Genomic DNA, 17,624 nt, shown 5'->3' on the forward strand with positions numbered 1-17,624 from the left:
GCGAAAAAAATCAAATAATTTAACAAGACGGTTTATTCCGTCGGAGAAAGAAAATGGAAAACATTTCCAAAATGGAGATGGCGAGCGCCCTCTTCAGCCAAATCTACATCAAGACCGAAAAAAAGTGCTTCGGCCTCATGACCAAAGTCACCTACACCCCGACAAACTCGCCCGTCGTGGGAGTCTGCCTGGATTACAGCCCCGCTGAAGGCCAAAAAGTCAAGGCGATTCTCGAAGCTACACAAAGCGAACTCTTTGCCGTCCTCAAAAAAGAGGGCCGTCCGGAGACAAGCGCCAACGGGAATTTCCGCCTGAACCTGTGCTATTCACGGGATCACGAGTTCGCCGCACTGCACCTGCAGCAGTTCTCTGGGTTCGAGTACCACACCATAGGCGAAATTCGCTTCGCCGCAGGTGACGAGGCCAAAAAGCTGCTGAGCGCATTCGTCAAATAGGCAATAACGCCGATATCACCGGGCGCAAAAAACGCCCAAAACACCCCGAGAAAAGCAATTTTCCCGGGATTTTTTAATGCACATTTTTTTACAAAAAAAAAAACGGCCAACATCAATAAGAAAAAAGTCTATATAAATGTGAAAAAAAATTATAGACAACTCTTCCCAACGAACCATACAAGAAAACGCTTCAAGACGTTTGGCAAAAAAATTATTCCCGAATGAGATTTGGGATACAGAAAATGGCGTCAAAATATCCAAAACAAGACGAGCAGAATCAGAAAAAGGCAATGAACCCGCAAAATTGAAAAGGGAAATCTATTTGTCGACAATTCTAAGAAATGCAGGCCATTCTGTATGGCTTATCCTAGAAAAGAAGAATATGAATTTGGGTGGACGTCGGCCTGATGCAATAGTTGACGGCTTGTTTGCTGAAATGAAACTTGTGACAGGGCAAAGAAAGAAAATTTGGGATAGGCTTGTATATGCGACAACACAAAGTAAGGATTATGTTTTCATAGCTACCGATAAAAACTATAGTGTCCAGAATGTTATAAACACGATAAAAGGAAAGTTTATGAAGGCGTTATCCGACAATCCTAAATACGCCTATCCTTTTGAATTTGAAGAATTTTTCTTCATCAGTTGCGATAAAGAAATCCACAGAATTCATTTAAAGGAAGTATGGAATGCTGCTAAAATTAAGGTAGCCAGTAAGTGAAACTTACTGGCTACCGGTTACCCTGGGCATAGCAGCCCCGGGCTTAAATAATATACATTTTCATTAAAAAAAAAGCAACACCTTCCTTGAAAAGTTTTTCTTTTGGATTTTTGCGCACACCTGGTTCCTGTGGTAAACACTTTCCACCCTATTTTTTGCAAAAAGAGCGAAAAAACAGGTAAATTATGGTTACAGGTTGAAAATGGAGTGGAAGATGATAAACAAAACCCAATTCACGATTTTTGCCATCGCAGCCGCATTCTGTATGAGTGCGGTCGCTGCCGACATTACGCCGACCCGCGTTGGTCCCGTAAGCCAGTACGGCAAGCTCATCGCAGGCAAAAATAGCCAGAACAAAGGACAAATTTACGGCAGCTGCGAAGGCGTCAAGGACGGCGCCGAGGTGCAAGTGCGCGGAATGAGCCTCTACTGGAGCCTCATGGACGAGGCCCTCGACTTCTGGAGCGAAGACGGTATAACCACCATGGTGAAAGACATGAAAATCCAGATTGTGCGCGCGGCCATGGCAGCCGGTAACGAAGACTGGACCAAGGGCAAGTACATCGGCTACGCAGTCCAGCCCGATTCGCAAACCCAATTTGTAAAGAGGGTCGTCGAGGCGGCCATCAAACAGGACATCTACGTCATCATCGACTGGCATTCGCATACAGCAAACACGCAGACTCAAAACGCGGTCAAGTTCTTCGGCGAGATGGCCCAGGCATACGGCCAGTACGACAACGTCATTTTCGAAGTTTTCAACGAGCCTCAGAAAATCGAGTGGAGCGTCATCAAGACTTACGCCGACGCCGTGGTGGCCGAAATCCGCAAGTATTCCGACAACCTGATTCTCGTCGGCACGCCGGAATGGGACCAATACCCCAACCGGGTCATCGGCAGCGAAATCAACGACCCCAAGCAGAACACCGCCTATACGTTCCACTACTACGCCGGAACGCACTGTTTTTCCGGAAAGCACGAAGGAATGTTCGGGCAAAGCTGGCCCTGCGAAGGCGAAAACGCCGTAGAAGCGATGAACGCGGGCCTCTCCGTGTTCGTGAGCGAATGGGGTGTCACCACCTCCGACGGTAAAGGCAGTGTCGCCGGCGACAACGACGGATGGCAAAACTGGATGAACGAACACAAGCTCTCCTGGGCAAACTGGTCGGCATCGAGGATCAACGAAGGCTCCGCCGCATTCGACTCCGCCACAGCCACCCCGACAAGCCTCACCTTTACCAAGTCCGGCGACACGCTCAAGAGCTACCTGAGCACGAACGCCGAAACCTATACACTCTGCCCGACAAAGGCTCCACCCCCATCGAGCAACTCCGAAACGCAAACCCCGACATCCGCTGAAAGCAAGGAATCCTCGTCTAGCGCCCAACCCCCGAAGAGCGATTCCGGCAAATCCAGCAGCAGCGCCGACGCTATCCGCGCCGTGGCATCAACCGCACCGGCAGCAATTACCCTCCAGGGGCGTACGCTGAACTTCAACATTGCAAGGATGGGACTTGTGACGGTGAAGATTTTCGACGCCCTCGGACACGCCAAAATGGCTCATAGCGAAGCGCTTTCCAGCGGCATGCACAGCATAGAACTGAACAGCCTCCCCGCCGGGAAATACATCGTCCAAATAACCCAGGGCCATTCCGTATCCCAGGCTAGTTTATTGATAAAGTAGTTTCTTTTAGAGAGAGAGGAATCCCGGCGGCTCCGGCCGTCGGGATTTTTTTTAGATGTTTATTTTTATTCTTTCAACGACTTGCATCTTCCGTAATAACCAACAGTATTCAAGATACTCATATAATGCTCGGGCAACGCATTATGTTCCACATCTGCATTCGTATTGCTCAGGATATCCTTGCGTTTATCCATTATTTTTTTATCGGATTCCGTCAATGCTTCGGGTGCAGCAATACCATAAACGATAATTTCTGTTCCTTCTAGGTCTTCATTTAACTTGCCGTTAAGCATGATATCGCCATTGGTAAAGACATATTGCTTTTGTTTATCTTTAATCGAATAGCTAATGAGATCTGGGGCCATAGCCAAGGGGTCTGCATAGTTCGAATCCCACAGGATAAGGCTTTCGTTTTGAAAAATAATTGTGTAGTGATGCGCGGAATCGCCTTCGTCTTCTATGGTGATAACCCCTACGTCAAAACCACCTGCAGTCGATGTTGTTGCGCTAATCAATTTCCCGCGGCACATTTCTCTTATGGCGGGGTAATTTTCTTTTATGGCGGGATAAATCGACTGACTCTTGAACAATTCTTCAATTTTGGAAAATTCCCAATTTTCACTTTGCATCGACCGTATGACGCGCCCCTGTTCCAAGCTGAAAGTCAACGTTCCCGGCACAGATGCGTAGTCTTCCTTAAGTTTGGTCACGTTATCAAAATACCACATAACTAGTCCGGCTCTCTGGTCGAATTCTGCCATGTTGAGTACGGGCCTTGCAAGGGATTCCATTTTTGAAGCTGCCCCCGAATCCATGTCATCGGAAAAGACGGCCCCCGGCTTCTTGTCACCGAAAATTTCAAGCTTTATCTGGTGGTAAACTGGGGCTTCGGGAGGTTTCTTATTTTCATTTTCATTTTCGCTGCAGAGAAAGGTCGGGTTCACAGAGACATGCGCATTCGTGGTGTAGGAGATAAGGTCCAAGGTGGGCACGGCTCGGCCGGCGCCATCGACATTCAGCACATGTACGTTTTGCATTTTAGGAGTCATTTTCATTTTAAGGGCGGTCAGGCAGGCCGTAATCGAAGATACAGGGCCTATTTCGACGGGTATGATATAATCTATGTGGTCAGCATTCTTGTAATCCATGATTTTTTTGATACCTTCACATACGGCATCGGGGCATTTTATTTCGTCCATTTTCTGTGGAGCGCCCATATAGGCCACGACAATCCCGGATTCATTTGGCTTGGCGTCCTTCAAATCAGTTATTAAATCAGCTATTTGGAAATTTTGAAATTCCTTGTTAGCGGAAAAATAATCATCAATGTATTTGAGGCTGGTTTTGAGTTTTCCGCCCCCGCCACTGCCAAGAAAGCAGGCCCCCAAAGCAATGTTCTGCAGTTCATACGGCAAACTTCCAACAGCATATTCAGTCATGATTGACCTCCTTTAGTTTATGTAATTTTTCCAGGTAAACACGTTCGTTGTGCGCCTCGGCTGTTTGAATCACGGCGTCGATAAAGGTTTCGAGCTCGTTCCTGTTGCCGCTTTTGCGGTAGAACTCGCCGAGAATCAGGCCGTAAAGCGAATGCATCGCGGTCGGGGACGACTTGCTAGATTCAGTCAATATCCGGTAACCATCCTTTATGATATTTTCAGCATTTACTTCGTTGTCGCTTTTTTCGTAAAGAGCAGCGCCGTAGAACATTTTGGCAATTCCGTAATAGAAGCAGAAATTGTACTTTTCCGCAGTCTGCATCAGTTCGCTGGCCTGCCCATGGAGAGCATCCCAGTCTTCCTCGCCCCAGTTGTACCAGCAAAGAGCCTGCCCCGCCACGACCTGGTAAAATGCATCCTTGTTTTTGGCCTTGTCGCCCTGTATCTGGTGGTAGCGCAATTCCGCCTCTTCCTTTTTCCCTTGCAACTGCTCCGCCAGCATCAGGAACATGTTGGCAAACAGGCTGTCGAGAGCCGGAGCGCCGTCACCCGCACCGTCCATTGCAGCTTCGCTCAAAAACAACTCGCCGTATTCACAAGTCTTCTCGAGGTCCCCCAGCCAGAAATAGGTATTCGCCGCGGATATGAGCGAGTTCAGGTGCAGCATGCGGTTCCCGTACTTGTCTGCAATCTCAAGGTTCTTTTGCACTTGTTGCAGGCACTGGTCCAAATCAAGTTTCACGAGGTAAATTGTCCATTTGCCGAAAAGCACGATGACGATATCGATGTTTTCGAAGTCCTGTTTTTCTACACAAAGATTCCAGGCCTGGTCATAGAGCCATTCCACTTCCGGGTCGCCCCATCCTTTTATGTCTCTGTAGCAGATACAGAGCCGGACTGTGAAATACAGGGTTTCACGTCGCGTTTCGCTACTTTGGGGCATGTCCTTCAAAAAGCCCAGGGCTTTTTTTATCAGCGTGGCGGCCTTGCCATAAGCGGAAAGGCGCATCATGCTGTCGACGGTTATCCTAATGTATTTTACCGCCTTATCGTACTCCTCGGACATCTCGTAATGACGTGCGATGTCTCCAGCGGCCTCTTCGATGTTGTCCTTGAAGTAGTCCTCAAGAATGCGCGCGATGTCACTATGGAGCATCATTCGCTGGGTTTGGCTCAGTTCCTGATAGAGATACTGCTGGAAGATGTAGCTCGAGAAATTGAATTTCGAGACAATCCCCTGGCTGCAACGGATACAGTCGTCCTCGGTTACCAGATGGTGCTGTTTTTGCAGGATTTTTGAAAGTGTCATGAGAATGTTGCGTTCAGGCATATCCATGGTCTTGGAAAGGACCTGCGCTATGAATGTGTAGCCCTGGACGCTTGCATACGAGAGAACCTCCACGAGAGAATCCTCCAGACGACCGATTCGTTCCTGGATGATACCTTCTATGCGGACAGGATAGGAATCCCAATCAAGGTTCGCATTGTTCGACCATACCCCGTCATTTTTGGAAACGACCATCCCCTTTTCAATCAACAGGTTCATGAGTTCGTTTATGAAAAGAGGGTTGCCATTGGTACGCTCGAAAAGTTTGTTGCGAAAATGACCATCGAGAATATTCCTGTTCGAATCCAACATCCTATCCATCAGTTCGCGACGATCAGCTTCGGAGACCTTGTCCAAGTCGACAAAGACATTGCCCAGGCTGATTTTCACCTCCGTAATCAGCTTGTTCAACAAGTGTTTTTCCCCGCCCACGATAATGTCGATGTCCGTACTTCGGTAGCTGCCGATTATCATCACAGGGCTGTTCTTGAGGCCGATTACGAGCTGGTAGAGCAGATTCACGGAGGACGGGTCTATCCATTGAAGATTGTCCACTATCAATACCAGACGGTATTTCTCCGCAATGGAGCGTACGGCATCGACATATTGCACGAGAATTTTTGACTCGTCTATGGAGCGCGCCGGTTCCTTCTCCTTTTCCTGGAAAAGGTTCTGGCCTATCGCAGAAATGATGGACGTCCCGGGAATGAAGTTCCCCAGCAGGTCGGGAGCATGCTCGAATACCGTCCTAGCGCAGAAACGGAAGACCTCCTTGAATTTTTCCTTTTCGGAATCCTTGGAGTCTTCCTCGTCGACGTCTTTCAACAACTGCTTGAGCAGTTCCTTGAACGGCTGGTAGGGTATATTGTAATCGGACTGTACATTGCAGCTGCTTGAAACAATAATCGTTTGGTCCGTGGTAGCGGAAATTTCATCGAGAAATTGGTTAATCAGGACTGTTTTCCCGGTTCCAGCCTCGCCTATGACGAATCTCAGTTGCTGTCGGCCGGACTGTCGCATGGCCTGATACGCATCCAACAGTTTCTTTTTTTCTTTTTCACGTTGTACAAATTGCATAAGTTAACCTATAAACGAATATACATTCAAATTACAGAATTGCAAATAAAATAAACTTATTCATTTTTCCCTCTACACGGCAATTTTCGGACGATTGCCATACATTTGTACATTGCCACACATACGTTGTATGACACAATTCACCATTCTTTATTTTGTATTATTTTTTTTTACTTTGTATTATAAAGTAAATGTCTTGATGCTCCGGAGCTATACTCCGGGAGGGCGGCTCCGGCCGTCGGGATTTTTTTTTGCAATCAGTGCTGAGATGTGGAATCAGTCACAGACATATTCCAACTCTTCGTATTCTCGTTCGAGCTTTGACATTTCTTCCTGATGTCGACGCATCACATCTTCGTATTCGTCTTCTGGCATAAGGCCTGCTTCGCGCCATCCTTCTATCTTTTCTGTTATAAATAGACGATTTACTAGATACTCATACCTATTAAAGATTTTGCTATTAAAAACAAATTGTTCAATGTTCTCTTCATTAGATTGCTTCCATTTATCTTTACATAAAGTGTCTACAGGCTGATGAGCCATTTGGTAATAATCATTACAGGCATCCATCAGATATGAACGAAAATATGTTTTCGACCTACCCTCTTTTTTATATCCATATATTCTACGAAATAGACCGCCATAAGCTTCCGTTCGAGGTAATAAAGGCAATGCATTTTCAATACCCTCCACACGGATATCCATCGATTTAAAATCATAATTTCTACAACGTGCTTTATTTTGAAACGGACATATCGTTATAGAGTCGCCCTTGTCATAGAAAAAGAAACACATAATCGGTTCATCAAATTCAACACTCCGATCATACACAAAATAGTAGCCATCCTTTGACGAATCCAATTCCGAGGAATGCTTTGTTAAATATCTATCAAAAAAGTCATCAAGATCATCTTGCCAAGCTTTGTCAATAGGACGCAATTCATATACATAGGGACCGCGAGATGAATGGCAAGCAACCAGGACAAGGCATACAATCACGACCATGAACAAGATATTTTTCATCATGCCATAAATATATACTGAATTGCCCGAAAGCACCCTCTTTTATTTCAAGTTCAGTTCGTCCCATAAATTATATTTGGGAAAAAAGGCCACCCATGATTAACACCACTCTCTGCTATATCGAACAAGACGGCAAATACCTGCTGTTGCACCGCGTCAAGAAGAAGAACGACATCAACAAGGACAAGTGGATTGGTATCGGCGGAAAGTTCATGGAATGGGAATCCCCGGAAGACTGCATCCGCAGGGAATGCCTCGAAGAAACAGGCCTCACCCTGATTCGGCCCAAGTACCGCGGTATTGTCACCTTCATCAGCGACGGCATGGACCAGACGGAATTCATGCACCTGTTCACGGCTACGGAATTCTCGGGGGAACTCAAGGAATGCGACGAGGGGAACCTGGAATGGGTCGACAAGGCGAAGGTCCGCGAACTCCCCCACTGGGACGGCGACCTGATTTTCCTCGCCCTGCTCGAAAGGGGCGAACCGTTCTTCTCGCTCAAGCTGACCTACGTGGGGAGCACCCTGACCGAAGCCCTCTTGAACGAGGAAAAAGTCACGCTTTCGGACTTTGTAGACGAAGACAGGGCTTAATTTCAGTCAAATTCCAGTCGATTTTCAGTCACAAAACGTAAATGCAAGTTTACAAACAGTCGTTTTGAGTTGTAAATTATTCAACAAAAATCAAAAAAAAGTAAACTTTTATACAAAAACGTGACAAAACATTGAAATTTATTTCCTATATTAAAAACATACTCCAAACCAACCCCATAGAAGCCGACCTAGAGTTAGGTCGACTTCTTCATTTTTGGGGAAATTCGGGATTTAGAACAGGAAACCGCCGAAACGCGCGATAACGCCGGCAAAAACCACGCTCACCATGGTCATGAGCTTGATGAGGATGTTCAGCGAGGGGCCCGCGGTATCCTTGAACGGATCACCCACGGTATCGCCCACGACGGCGGACTTGTGCGTCTCTGAGCCCTTGCCACCATAGTTGCCCTTTTCGACAAACTTCTTCGCATTGTCCCACGCTCCGCCGGCATTGTTGAGCATCGTCGCAAGTGCAAAGCCGCTGGCAAGACCGCCGACAAGCAAGCCGAACACGCCCGCAACGCCCATGAACAAACCAACAACCACAGGGACAACCACGGCAATCAACGACGGGAGCACCATCTCGCGCTGCGCACCGACAGTCGAGATTTCGACGCAACGGGCGTAATCGGGCTGGCCCGTGCCTTCCATGATGCCCGGAATTTCGCGGAACTGGCGGCGAACTTCTTCCACCATCGCGCTCGCGGCGCGGCCCACTGCCTTGATCGTCAGCGCGCAGAAGATGAATCCCATCATCGCACCGATAAAGAGACCGCCAAGCAGCATCGGGTTCATGAGGTTCAGGTTGTACACATGCATGAAGTCCGTGTAGTTGACGCGGCTCGCCACCATGCCTATCAGGTCGCCGTTGGCCGAAATGGCGCGGGTTCCCTCATCCAAAAGCTTCACGCCGGGGACATTCCCGACAACCTTCAAGAGGTCGTCAGCATGGTTCACGAACGCAACGCTCCCCACGCGCCATACGCCTTCGGCGGAAGACGCGAGGTGGCCAATCCAGATCTTGATTTCTTCCACGTAAGACGCAAGCAGAGCCATCGCGGTCAAGGCGGCAGAGCCGATAGCAAAGCCCTTACCCGTCGCTGCCGTCGTATTCCCGAGCTGGTCGAGTTCGTCGGTACGCGCACGCACCTTCTCGTCGAGCCCGGCCATTTCGGCATTGCCGCCAGCATTATCGGCAATCGGGCCGAACGCATCCGTGGCCAGCGTGATGCCCAGCGTACTGAGCATACCGACTGCGGCGAAACCGACGCCGTAAAGGCCCATGGCCATGTTCTGGAAGCCGCCCGCACAGCCGAACGCGGCAATGATGCCGATGACAATCGTCACCACGGGCAGCCCCGTCGAGAACATGCCCACGGAAATGCCATCGATAATCGTCGTCGCGGCTCCGAGCTTGGCCTGCCCCGCAATCCCGCGGGTGGGCTTGTAAGCATCAGAAGTGTAGTATTCGGTAAACTGGCCAATCAGCACGCCCGCGGCAAGCCCCGAGAGCACGGAGCCAAAAATACCGAGCGAGATGAAATCCAGCTTTACGAGCACAAAGAGGGTAATCAGCACCAGGATAGACGAGCCGAGCGTCCCCGTCAAAAGCGAACGCAGCAGCGACTTGGTGTCGGCATCTTCCTTGGTTCGCACCATGAAAATTCCAACAATCGAGAGAACAATACCAATGGCAGCAACGAGCATCGGGGAAATCACGTAGGTCAGCCCGACACCCGGCAGTGCAGCACCCAACGCCGCCGTCGCGAGTATGGAACCGCAATAGGATTCGTAGAGGTCGGCGCCCATGCCGGCCACATCGCCGACGTTGTCGCCCACATTGTCCGCAATCGTCGCCGGGTTGCGCGGGTCGTCTTCCGGGATACCGGCTTCCACCTTGCCGACAAGGTCGGCGCCGACATCCGCCGCCTTCGTGTAAATGCCGCCGCCCACACGCGCGAAGAGCGCCTGGAGCGACGCACCCATGCCGAACGTGAGCATTGTCGTCGTAATTTCGACCATCTTGCCGTGACGCCATGCATCGTTATTGATAAGCGCATCCGACCAGCCGCCTAGCGAAAGCTTGGCGGCGATATCCGCACCGAAACCGAACACATTGTTGTCGTAGATGTAGTTGAGCGCGAAGAACCAAGCCGAAATGTCGAGCAAGCCAAAACCCACCACGACAAGGCCCATCACGGCACCGCTACGGAACGCGATAACAAGGCCCTGATTCAAGCTGGAAATCGCCCCCTGCGCCGTACGGGCGCTCGCATAGGTGGCCGTTTTCATGCCCAGAAAACCGCAAAGCCCGCTAAAGAAGCCACCCGTAAGGAAGGCCACCGGCACGAACGGATTCTGGATTTTGAAGAAGGCAAGTGCCACGAAAATGAGGAAGAGCGCGACAAATACAATCGACACCGTCTTGTACTGCCGCCTCAGATAAGCGTAGGCACCCATACGAACATACCGAGCAATGGATCGCATCTTGTCGGTGCCGGACGGTTGCTTTATCATTTTCTTGAAGAAGTTGTAAGCCATGCACAAGGCCAAAATGGCCGCAACAGGAACGAAATACCAATAGCTTGGAATCGTGATCATGGAGACCTCATTTTATATGGGAAAAAAGCCTAGAATTAATCTATCACAAAAAATTCCAAATGAAATATGTTTTTTAATTATTTGCAAAAAAATGTCAATACACAAAAAGGCATTATTCCAATTTGTACGAAGAGTTTTTTTATCAAGGGATTTTTGGAATTTTTTCTACAACGGTTTGCCGCGGCGCATGGCGCGGATGTTTTTCGGAAGTACTTCCTTGTGCCACTTGATCCATTCGTCGTAATAAATGTAGTGCCGTTCGCGCTGTCGGAACGTCCGGCCATGGACGACTCGGCGCCCCCCTCGCATCTCGATCGGAACGACGATATGCAGGCACTCATGATAAACGACTCCTGCCACTGCGTAGAACGGGCAGTTCGCAGCATCGTAACCCCTGCTGATGCTAATCAAGTGGAAATCTTCCCCTGTTAACGGGTCTTTGCGGACAGAGTGGAAACTGAGCCCGCCGACGCGGTTGCTCCACGTGATGCGGCACGACAGAGCCCCTTCAAAATAAGTCTCGTTGATAGCGGCCAACACCTGGGATAAGTTGTGGTACTTACCCTGCGGGCAAATCGGCGGAATGCGGCTCTTGCTTTCGACGGGCTTGTCACCCCGATCGACCAGGACCTGGTCCACCACAGCCCAGAAGCGCGTCACGAGGTCCTTCGTTGCGGCCCTGTTTTTCGCGGTCTTGCGGCGGACGGCATGTTCTGCCCATTCCGCAGCCAGTTCGCGTGCCGGAGCAAACTCCGGGGCCTTCATGTATTCGGGCAACACCACTTCTGGATGGCCAAAAAGGAACGCCCCCTTGCAACGAATGCTCTTCTTCAAAAGCGGACTGTAATGGAAGCGCACGAGACCGTTCGCCGAGCAGTTCGGCGAAATTCCCGATTCCAGCGCAACTTGGGTATCCGCCTTGGGCGTACCGAACAAATCCATCTGGAAATCAAGCAGACCCATCAGCGCATCACCCCCTCGAAGGCGTTCATCGCCAAAAGCCCACCAAAGAACGACTCCGGCAACATGAGCGGAGCATAGTGTTCAGAAATTCCGTAAATGGCGTCTTCGATATTGTCGGGCAGGTACACGATGTAGCTATCGTTCTTGTCGGTCTTGAGGAACTCGGGCGTGCAGTACTTGGGATCGGTCTCGCTGAAGTACATGCGACAAGAGACCGGCCTCACTGGATAGATGAGGCAGTCGCCCTTGTGGTCCGAGAAGGGGCACGGGATCCATTCGGAGAAGTATCCGTGGAGCGCCTGGTCCTCGGATTCATCATCGGAGGGGCAGGTCTCGCGGTACTTGTTGAAAATTTTCTCGAAAAGCGTCGAGCGCATCTGGCATGCTTCCATCACGGAGACCAGATTGTCGTGTCGGCGGAGTTCCCCATATATATAAATGAGTTCAAACGGCGAAACCGACATGGGGTAATGGTGGCAGCAGTTACCGCAGGCGGCCCGACACTGGATGGGGCGGGGCTGCTGGGGCAAGACGGCGGCGAGATAGCGCGCGAAAGTTTCGTGGAAAACCTTGGTAAAACGGATAATTTCGGGCAACTGTTCGGACAAGTTGTCGGAATCGATGGCGTTTTCGCGGCCCAACTTGGCGGCCAGTGCGTCAAGGCGGTCCCTTTCGGCAAGCAAAAGAGCCGAAAGCCGCATCTCGGCATGGCGGTATGCCTTTGTGGGGAAATAATCGCGATACATGTCCATCTCGGACCAAATATATTTTTATAGAAGGGCCAAAACTACCCTCATTCTGCATTTTACCAAAAAAAAGAAAGCACTTGTAACAAAAAACAAGTATTTTTGAATTAAAATGTTATTTTTAATGGAAAGAGGAGTGTCGTAACCCGCTATGAGACTCAGCAAGTACGTTCAATTTTTTTCACTCGCCGCGATGATTGCGACTAGTGTCGTCGGTTGCAACATTTTTAACCCCACGGGGAAAGAGCGCATTGACGACAGCGACACGGATGCCCTCATCTACGAAGGATACATCGACATCCAAAAAGCCGAATATACCCGTGCAGCCCTGAATTTTTCGAAAGCCATCCACAACGATTCCGCAAACTCCAGGGCCTGGTACGGGCTTGCCAAAGCAGTCTTGAACCAATACGGCCTGAATGTCTTCGAAATGCTCAAATACGCGAAAACGGAAAACAACACGAACGGATTCATGAAAATGTCCGATTTCGAGGTGGAAAAATACCGCGTAGGAATAGACACCGTGCTCAAGGTCGTAGACCAGTTTATCGAACGCGACACCACCGGCAAGACGGACAAGCAAATCCGGTTCTCCACAATCGCGAACAGCTACACCATTCTCCAGCTTACAAACGTCGCCATTCTCGTCCGGAAGGCATCGTCGGACGCAAACCGGATGTTCAATTTCGATGGCGCATCCAACCAGATTACCATTGAGTGGAGCAACCTCCAGAACATCACCTCGGCCGAAGCCGTTGAAACCGTGAACTCCCTTGCAGCAAGCGCACAGGCTCTCAAGACCGACCCCGACAACACCTTCCCCATTTTCCGCAGTTTCATTTCTGGCGTGGACACCGTCTCCGACGAGGAGTTCAAGAGCGGGACCATGGCAGTCTCCGACCAGATTATCGAGATGTCGGAAACCCTGAACAACAACCCGGAACGCGCCGATATATTCATCAAGGTCGGGAACGGAATCGACGACGATGGTGACGGCTGCATCGACGAAGAAGTCTGGGACGGACAGGACAACGACGGAGACGGCGAAGTCGACGAGGACCAGCGCCCCGGATCTGTCCTGGTATTCAAGACCCACTGGGTCAAGCGTGCCGTGGCCTCGCTGAAGATTCCCGAAGGGAGCATCTACGAGACGCTCGACATCGACAAGAACGGAACCGCGATGGACCCCAATGAGTGGGAATTCCTCTATGCCGAACCGGATGACCGCGACGCCAACAGGGACCACCGCCTGAAATTCGCCTTAAACATCTCGTTCGTGCCCGGTCCGGGCGGCGACATGGTCCAGAACAAGGAACTCGCCCGAAGGGATACCGACATCAACAATATCCACTACGACCTTGCCTGGCGCAAGGCGAACATCGGTGGTTGCTGGGTGAACTACACCGACGTAGACTTCCTCAACTGGTTCCAAGGGAGGAACTAGGCAATGAAAAAAGCACTTGCACTGTTCTTCGCGCTGGCCCTCTCTTCACAAGCCTTCGCCGCAAAGGCACCCACGCACCATTCTATCCGAGCCGAATCCATGGGTAACGCCCATGTTGCCGTAGTAGACGACAAAGAAGCCATCTATTTCAACTACGCAGGTCTCTCGCAAATCAACAGGTTGGGCAACTACGAAAAACGCCCCGAACAAGGATACTACCCGCGCAACTACTTCGACATGCGCCTCAACCTCGGCGGTGCCGGCCCGTTTGAATCGTATTTCGCCACCTACCAGGATGCGAAGGACCTCCAAAAACTTTATAACCGTGTAAACCAGGCCGCCGAAGAGACAGGGCTCTCGCAAACGAACCTGTTGCTCGATACCCTCTCGGCGCATCCAGAGCTTATCCATACGCTCAACAGCTACGACCACAAGGCTCTCTCCATGAAGGTCAAGATGGATGCGGAACTGGCCCTGCACAACTTGGGCGGAGCCATCTGGGTCGACGGAAACGTTGCACCTTATATTGACGCAGGCCTCGTGCTCCCCTACCTCACTATCGACACGTTCTACGTGGACGCCGTGATGCAGGGCGGTATCGCCTACGACTTCACCAACGAATTTTCCTTCGGTATCGGCATCAAGGGCGCAAAGCGCCAGAAAGTCGAAATGATTGTCATGGACATCGCGAACTACGAGACGATCAACGACACACTGCAAGACCGCTTTGACGATGCAGAAAAGCACGTATTTGACACGAAGACCATTTCCATCGGTATGGATTTCGGTACGCTGTGGCAGGCCACCCGCGAGGTGCGCCTCGGCCTTTCGCTCCGCGACGTGTATTTCAAGGACCTCGCCGGCGACAAGATTACGCCGAACCTCACAATGGGCGTGAACTACAGCCCCAGGTTTTTCAACGTGAACACGGCCTACGCCCGTAAGTTCAACATTGCCTGCGACTATGCCGACGCCTTTGACAGCGACCGAAACTACAAGATTATGCACCACTTCAACCTCGGTCTCGAAATCGAGCAAGTCCTCTTGGCCTGGCCAGGGCTCAACAACCAGTTGAGGGTCCTTTCCGGCCGCCTGGCGGCGGGCTTCAAAGGCGGTTACCCCACCGCTGGCGCGGGTGTCGAGATCCTGCACGTGCTCACGCTCGAATTCGCCACATGGGCCGAAGAACGTGGCTACTACACCGGTCAAGACGAAGAACGCATCTATATGGGCCAAATCAGCCTCGGATTCTAGCCAAGGCAAGAAATCGAACCCTTCTTGATATTGCAAAAGTGGCGCAAAATTTCTAAATTGCGCCCAAATTGAACGTTTTCTTTCAAGAAGAGCAATATGGATCAGACAAAAATCAGAAACGTAGCCATCATCGCCCACGTCGACCACGGTAAAACGACCCTGGTGGACCAACTTCTCAAGCAGTGCGGAACCTTCCACGAAGGTGAAGAAGTCAACGAGCGCGTGATGGACTCCGACAACCTTGAACGCGAACGCGGCATCACCATCCTCTCCAAGAACACGAGCGTCATGTACAAGGGCTATCGCGTAAACATCGTCGATACCCCGGGGCACGCCGACTTCGGTGGCCAGGTGGAACGCGTGCTCGGCACGGTTGACGGTGTACTCCTGGTTGTCGATGCGTTCGAAGGCCCCATGGCCCAGACGCGCTTTGTGACCCAGAAGGCTCTTGAGCTCGGGCTTATCCCCATCGTGGTGGTGAACAAGATCGACCGCGACGGCTGCAACCCCCACGGCGCTCTTGACAAAGTATTCGACCTGTTCTGCGAACTGGACGCCAACGAGGAACAGCTGGACTTCGACAAGGTGTTCGGCTCTGGCCGCAAAGGCATCTGCAAGGCCGAAATGGAAGACCCGGACGGCGACTTCAGCATCCTCATGGACAAGATTATCGAACGCATCCCGGCACCCAAGGGCGACCCCGCCGCCGAACCGCTCCTCCAGATTGCCTCGCTCGAATACTCCACGTTCCTCGGCCGCCTGGCCGTGGGCCGCGTGCAGCAGGGTACAATCAAGCCGAACCAGACCTATGCCCAAGCCTTCACCGACGGCACCGTGAAGACCATCCGCCCGCAGAAGATCCTGCGTTACGAAGGCCTCACCCCGAAGCCGGTCGACGAAGCCGGTCCGGGCGAAATCATTCTCATTGCAGGTCTCGACACCTTCGACATCGGCGATACCATCAGCGCCACGAGCAACCCGAAGCACCTGCCGCGCATCCACATTGACCCGCCGACCATCTCCATGATTTTCACCGTGAACACCTCGCCCCTCGCCGGCAAGTACGGTGGCAAGTTCATGACGGGCAACCAGCTCCAGGAACGCCTGGAGCGCGCCCACATGGCAGACCCCGCCCTGTTGGTCGAAAAGGTCGACGGCGCATCCACATTCAAGGTGTCGGGCCGTGGCATTCTGCACCTCACGATCCTCGTCGAAAACATGAGGCGCGAACTTTACGAATTCACCATCGGAAGCCCGCAGGTGATTTTCCAGAACGACGCGAACGGCAAGCTTTTGGAACCGGTCGAAGACTTCAAGGTCGAAGTGCCGAACGAATTCAGCGGAGCCTGCATCCAGGAAATCCAGCAGCGCAAGGGCGAAATGGTCAACATGGTCACCGATGACAACGACCGCGTCTCCCTCGAGTTCATCGTCCCGAGCCGTGGCCTTATCGGCATCCGTCCCAAACTCCTTTCCCTTTCCAAGGGTTACGCCGTCACGCAGTCCTTCTTCAAGGAATACCAGCCGTACAAGGGCGAAATCCCGACACGCATCAATGGCGTGCTTATCGCGAAGGAACCGGGCGAAGCCGCCAGCTACGCACTCTCCAACCTGGAAGACCGTGGCTACCTCATCATTGGTCCGGGTGCCGAAGTTTATCCGGGCATGATTGTGGGCGAACACAACCGCGACGTTGATATCACTGTGAACGTCACGAAGGGCAAGCACCTTACCAACATGCGATCCAAATCTGCCGACGACATGATCCAGTTGACTCCGTATCGCCGCATGACCCTGGAAGAATGCGTCACCTTCATCAACGAAGATGAATGCATCGAAGTCACGCCGGAAGTGCTGCGCCTGCGCAAGACAGAGCTCGACCCCATCAGGAGAAAGCAGCTGTCGAAGCGTCCCGCTGAAGAAGAGTAGTGAGTGGCAAGAGACTAGGATCTAGAGGTTAGAATCTAGAGGCTAGGAGGTTCTCGGAATTGTCATTCGCAGGCGCATGACTCGTCGGCTCAGCCATGCCGAAACGCAAGCGTTTTGGCATGGCATTCGCCTTGGTTGTCATTGCGAAGGGCGAATAGCCCTGAAGCAATCTACAAAAACTTAAGAAGCCCCGCATGCGGGGCTTTTCTTGTGTAAGTGAGAGATGAGGATCTAGGGGCTAGGATCTAGAGACTAGGGAGAAATATCACGGCTTCGCCGCCTTATATTGACGCACGAAGTGCGTGATTCTTTTTTCACTAGCCTCCCACCTAAAGGTGGCCATGCCCACATAAGTGCTAAAGCAC

The 17,624-nt window shown here is 51.2% G+C and carries 13 protein-coding genes; 7 read left to right on the top strand and 6 right to left on the bottom strand.

Annotated elements, in window-relative coordinates:
• The first annotated feature begins 53 nt into the window (after nucleotides 1-53).
• From Q0Y46_RS04175 to Q0Y46_RS04185, 3 genes are all read left to right on the top strand, one after another.
• Nucleotides 54-455, top strand: a complete 402-nt coding sequence (locus tag Q0Y46_RS04175) for a hypothetical protein (RefSeq protein WP_297945259.1) — start codon at nucleotides 54-56, stop codon at nucleotides 453-455.
• A 199-nt stretch (nucleotides 456-654) separates the two neighbouring features.
• A complete protein-coding gene (locus Q0Y46_RS04180; protein ID WP_297945262.1) occupies nucleotides 655-1,176 on the top strand; it encodes a hypothetical protein in 522 nt (173 codons plus the stop codon).
• Between the two features lie 214 nt (nucleotides 1,177-1,390).
• The gene (locus tag Q0Y46_RS04185; RefSeq protein ID WP_297945265.1) at nucleotides 1,391-2,860 is read left to right on the top strand and encodes a cellulase family glycosylhydrolase; all 1,470 of its coding nucleotides are present in this window, start codon (nucleotides 1,391-1,393) and stop codon (nucleotides 2,858-2,860) included.
• 65 nt (nucleotides 2,861-2,925) lie between these two features.
• Here Q0Y46_RS04185 and Q0Y46_RS04190 read toward each other — a convergent pair whose 3' ends face one another.
• The 3 genes from Q0Y46_RS04190 to Q0Y46_RS04200 form a co-directional block, all read right to left on the bottom strand.
• Nucleotides 2,926-4,299: a DUF917 family protein gene (locus Q0Y46_RS04190; RefSeq protein WP_295678155.1), complete on the bottom strand. Its 1,374-nt coding sequence runs from the start codon at nucleotides 4,297-4,299 to the stop codon at nucleotides 2,926-2,928.
• On the bottom strand, nucleotides 4,292-6,703 hold the full coding sequence (locus Q0Y46_RS04195) for an AAA family ATPase (protein WP_297945268.1): 2,412 nt from the start codon (nucleotides 6,701-6,703) through the stop codon (nucleotides 4,292-4,294). The genes Q0Y46_RS04190 and Q0Y46_RS04195 overlap by 8 nt, the downstream gene beginning before the upstream one ends.
• Nucleotides 6,704-6,979: 276 nt before the next feature.
• Entirely contained in the window at nucleotides 6,980-7,729 is a 750-nt protein-coding gene (locus tag Q0Y46_RS04200) for a hypothetical protein (protein ID WP_297945271.1), read from the bottom strand.
• 92 nt (nucleotides 7,730-7,821) lie between these two features.
• Between Q0Y46_RS04200 and Q0Y46_RS04205 the strand changes: the two genes are divergently transcribed.
• The gene (locus Q0Y46_RS04205) at nucleotides 7,822-8,322 is read left to right on the top strand and encodes an 8-oxo-dGTP diphosphatase (protein ID WP_297945274.1); all 501 of its coding nucleotides are present in this window, start codon (nucleotides 7,822-7,824) and stop codon (nucleotides 8,320-8,322) included.
• A 231-nt stretch (nucleotides 8,323-8,553) separates the two neighbouring features.
• Here the strand turns inward: Q0Y46_RS04205 and Q0Y46_RS04210 are convergent, their stop codons facing one another.
• From Q0Y46_RS04210 to Q0Y46_RS04220, 3 genes are all read right to left on the bottom strand, one after another.
• Nucleotides 8,554-10,920: a sodium-translocating pyrophosphatase gene (locus tag Q0Y46_RS04210; protein WP_366522471.1), complete on the bottom strand. Its 2,367-nt coding sequence runs from the start codon at nucleotides 10,918-10,920 to the stop codon at nucleotides 8,554-8,556.
• 168 nt (nucleotides 10,921-11,088) lie between these two features.
• Nucleotides 11,089-11,886 carry a hypothetical protein gene (locus Q0Y46_RS04215; protein ID WP_297945280.1) on the bottom strand — a complete coding sequence of 266 codons (798 nt, stop codon included), beginning with the start codon at nucleotides 11,884-11,886 and terminating at the stop codon, nucleotides 11,089-11,091.
• Nucleotides 11,886-12,638, bottom strand: coding sequence for a YkgJ family cysteine cluster protein (locus tag Q0Y46_RS04220; RefSeq protein ID WP_297945283.1), 753 nt, complete (start codon nucleotides 12,636-12,638; stop codon nucleotides 11,886-11,888). The genes Q0Y46_RS04215 and Q0Y46_RS04220 overlap by 1 nt, the downstream gene beginning before the upstream one ends.
• A gap of 145 nt (nucleotides 12,639-12,783) precedes the next feature.
• Between Q0Y46_RS04220 and Q0Y46_RS04225 the strand changes: the two genes are divergently transcribed.
• The 3 genes from Q0Y46_RS04225 (at nucleotide 12,784) to typA (ending at nucleotide 17,259) form a co-directional block, all read left to right on the top strand.
• Nucleotides 12,784-14,076: a hypothetical protein gene (locus tag Q0Y46_RS04225; protein ID WP_297945285.1), complete on the top strand. Its 1,293-nt coding sequence runs from the start codon at nucleotides 12,784-12,786 to the stop codon at nucleotides 14,074-14,076.
• 3 nt (nucleotides 14,077-14,079) lie between these two features.
• Nucleotides 14,080-15,330 carry a hypothetical protein gene (locus tag Q0Y46_RS04230; protein ID WP_295678146.1) on the top strand — a complete coding sequence of 417 codons (1,251 nt, stop codon included), beginning with the start codon at nucleotides 14,080-14,082 and terminating at the stop codon, nucleotides 15,328-15,330.
• A gap of 96 nt (nucleotides 15,331-15,426) precedes the next feature.
• Nucleotides 15,427-17,259: a translational GTPase TypA gene (gene typA, locus Q0Y46_RS04235; RefSeq protein WP_297945288.1), complete on the top strand. Its 1,833-nt coding sequence runs from the start codon at nucleotides 15,427-15,429 to the stop codon at nucleotides 17,257-17,259.
• Nucleotides 17,260-17,624: the final 365 nt, after the last annotated feature.

Origin of the sequence: uncultured Fibrobacter sp., assembly GCF_947305105.1 — a bacterium.
Classification (GTDB): domain Bacteria; phylum Fibrobacterota; class Fibrobacteria; order Fibrobacterales; family Fibrobacteraceae; genus Fibrobacter.

Bases quoted from the DNA above. Each gene is read 5' to 3' on its own strand.
- Q0Y46_RS04175 (WP_297945259.1), top strand. From the start codon at position 54: ATGGAAAACATTTCCAAAATGGAGATGGCGAGCGCCCTCTTCAGCCAA.
- Q0Y46_RS04185 (WP_297945265.1), top strand. From the start codon at position 1,391: ATGATAAACAAAACCCAATTCACGATTTTTGCCATCGCAGCCGCATTC.
- Q0Y46_RS04190 (WP_295678155.1), bottom strand. From the start codon at position 4,299: ATGACTGAATATGCTGTTGGAAGTTTGCCGTATGAACTGCAGAACATT.
- Q0Y46_RS04195 (WP_297945268.1), bottom strand. From the start codon at position 6,703: ATGCAATTTGTACAACGTGAAAAAGAAAAAAAGAAACTGTTGGATGCG.
- Q0Y46_RS04200 (WP_297945271.1), bottom strand. From the start codon at position 7,729: ATGATGAAAAATATCTTGTTCATGGTCGTGATTGTATGCCTTGTCCTG.
- Q0Y46_RS04205 (WP_297945274.1), top strand. From the start codon at position 7,822: ATGATTAACACCACTCTCTGCTATATCGAACAAGACGGCAAATACCTG.
- Q0Y46_RS04215 (WP_297945280.1), bottom strand. From the start codon at position 11,886: ATGGGTCTGCTTGATTTCCAGATGGATTTGTTCGGTACGCCCAAGGCG.
- Q0Y46_RS04220 (WP_297945283.1), bottom strand. From the start codon at position 12,638: ATGGACATGTATCGCGATTATTTCCCCACAAAGGCATACCGCCATGCC.
- Q0Y46_RS04225 (WP_297945285.1), top strand. From the start codon at position 12,784: ATGAGACTCAGCAAGTACGTTCAATTTTTTTCACTCGCCGCGATGATT.
- Q0Y46_RS04230 (WP_295678146.1), top strand. From the start codon at position 14,080: ATGAAAAAAGCACTTGCACTGTTCTTCGCGCTGGCCCTCTCTTCACAA.
- typA (WP_297945288.1), top strand. From the start codon at position 15,427: ATGGATCAGACAAAAATCAGAAACGTAGCCATCATCGCCCACGTCGAC.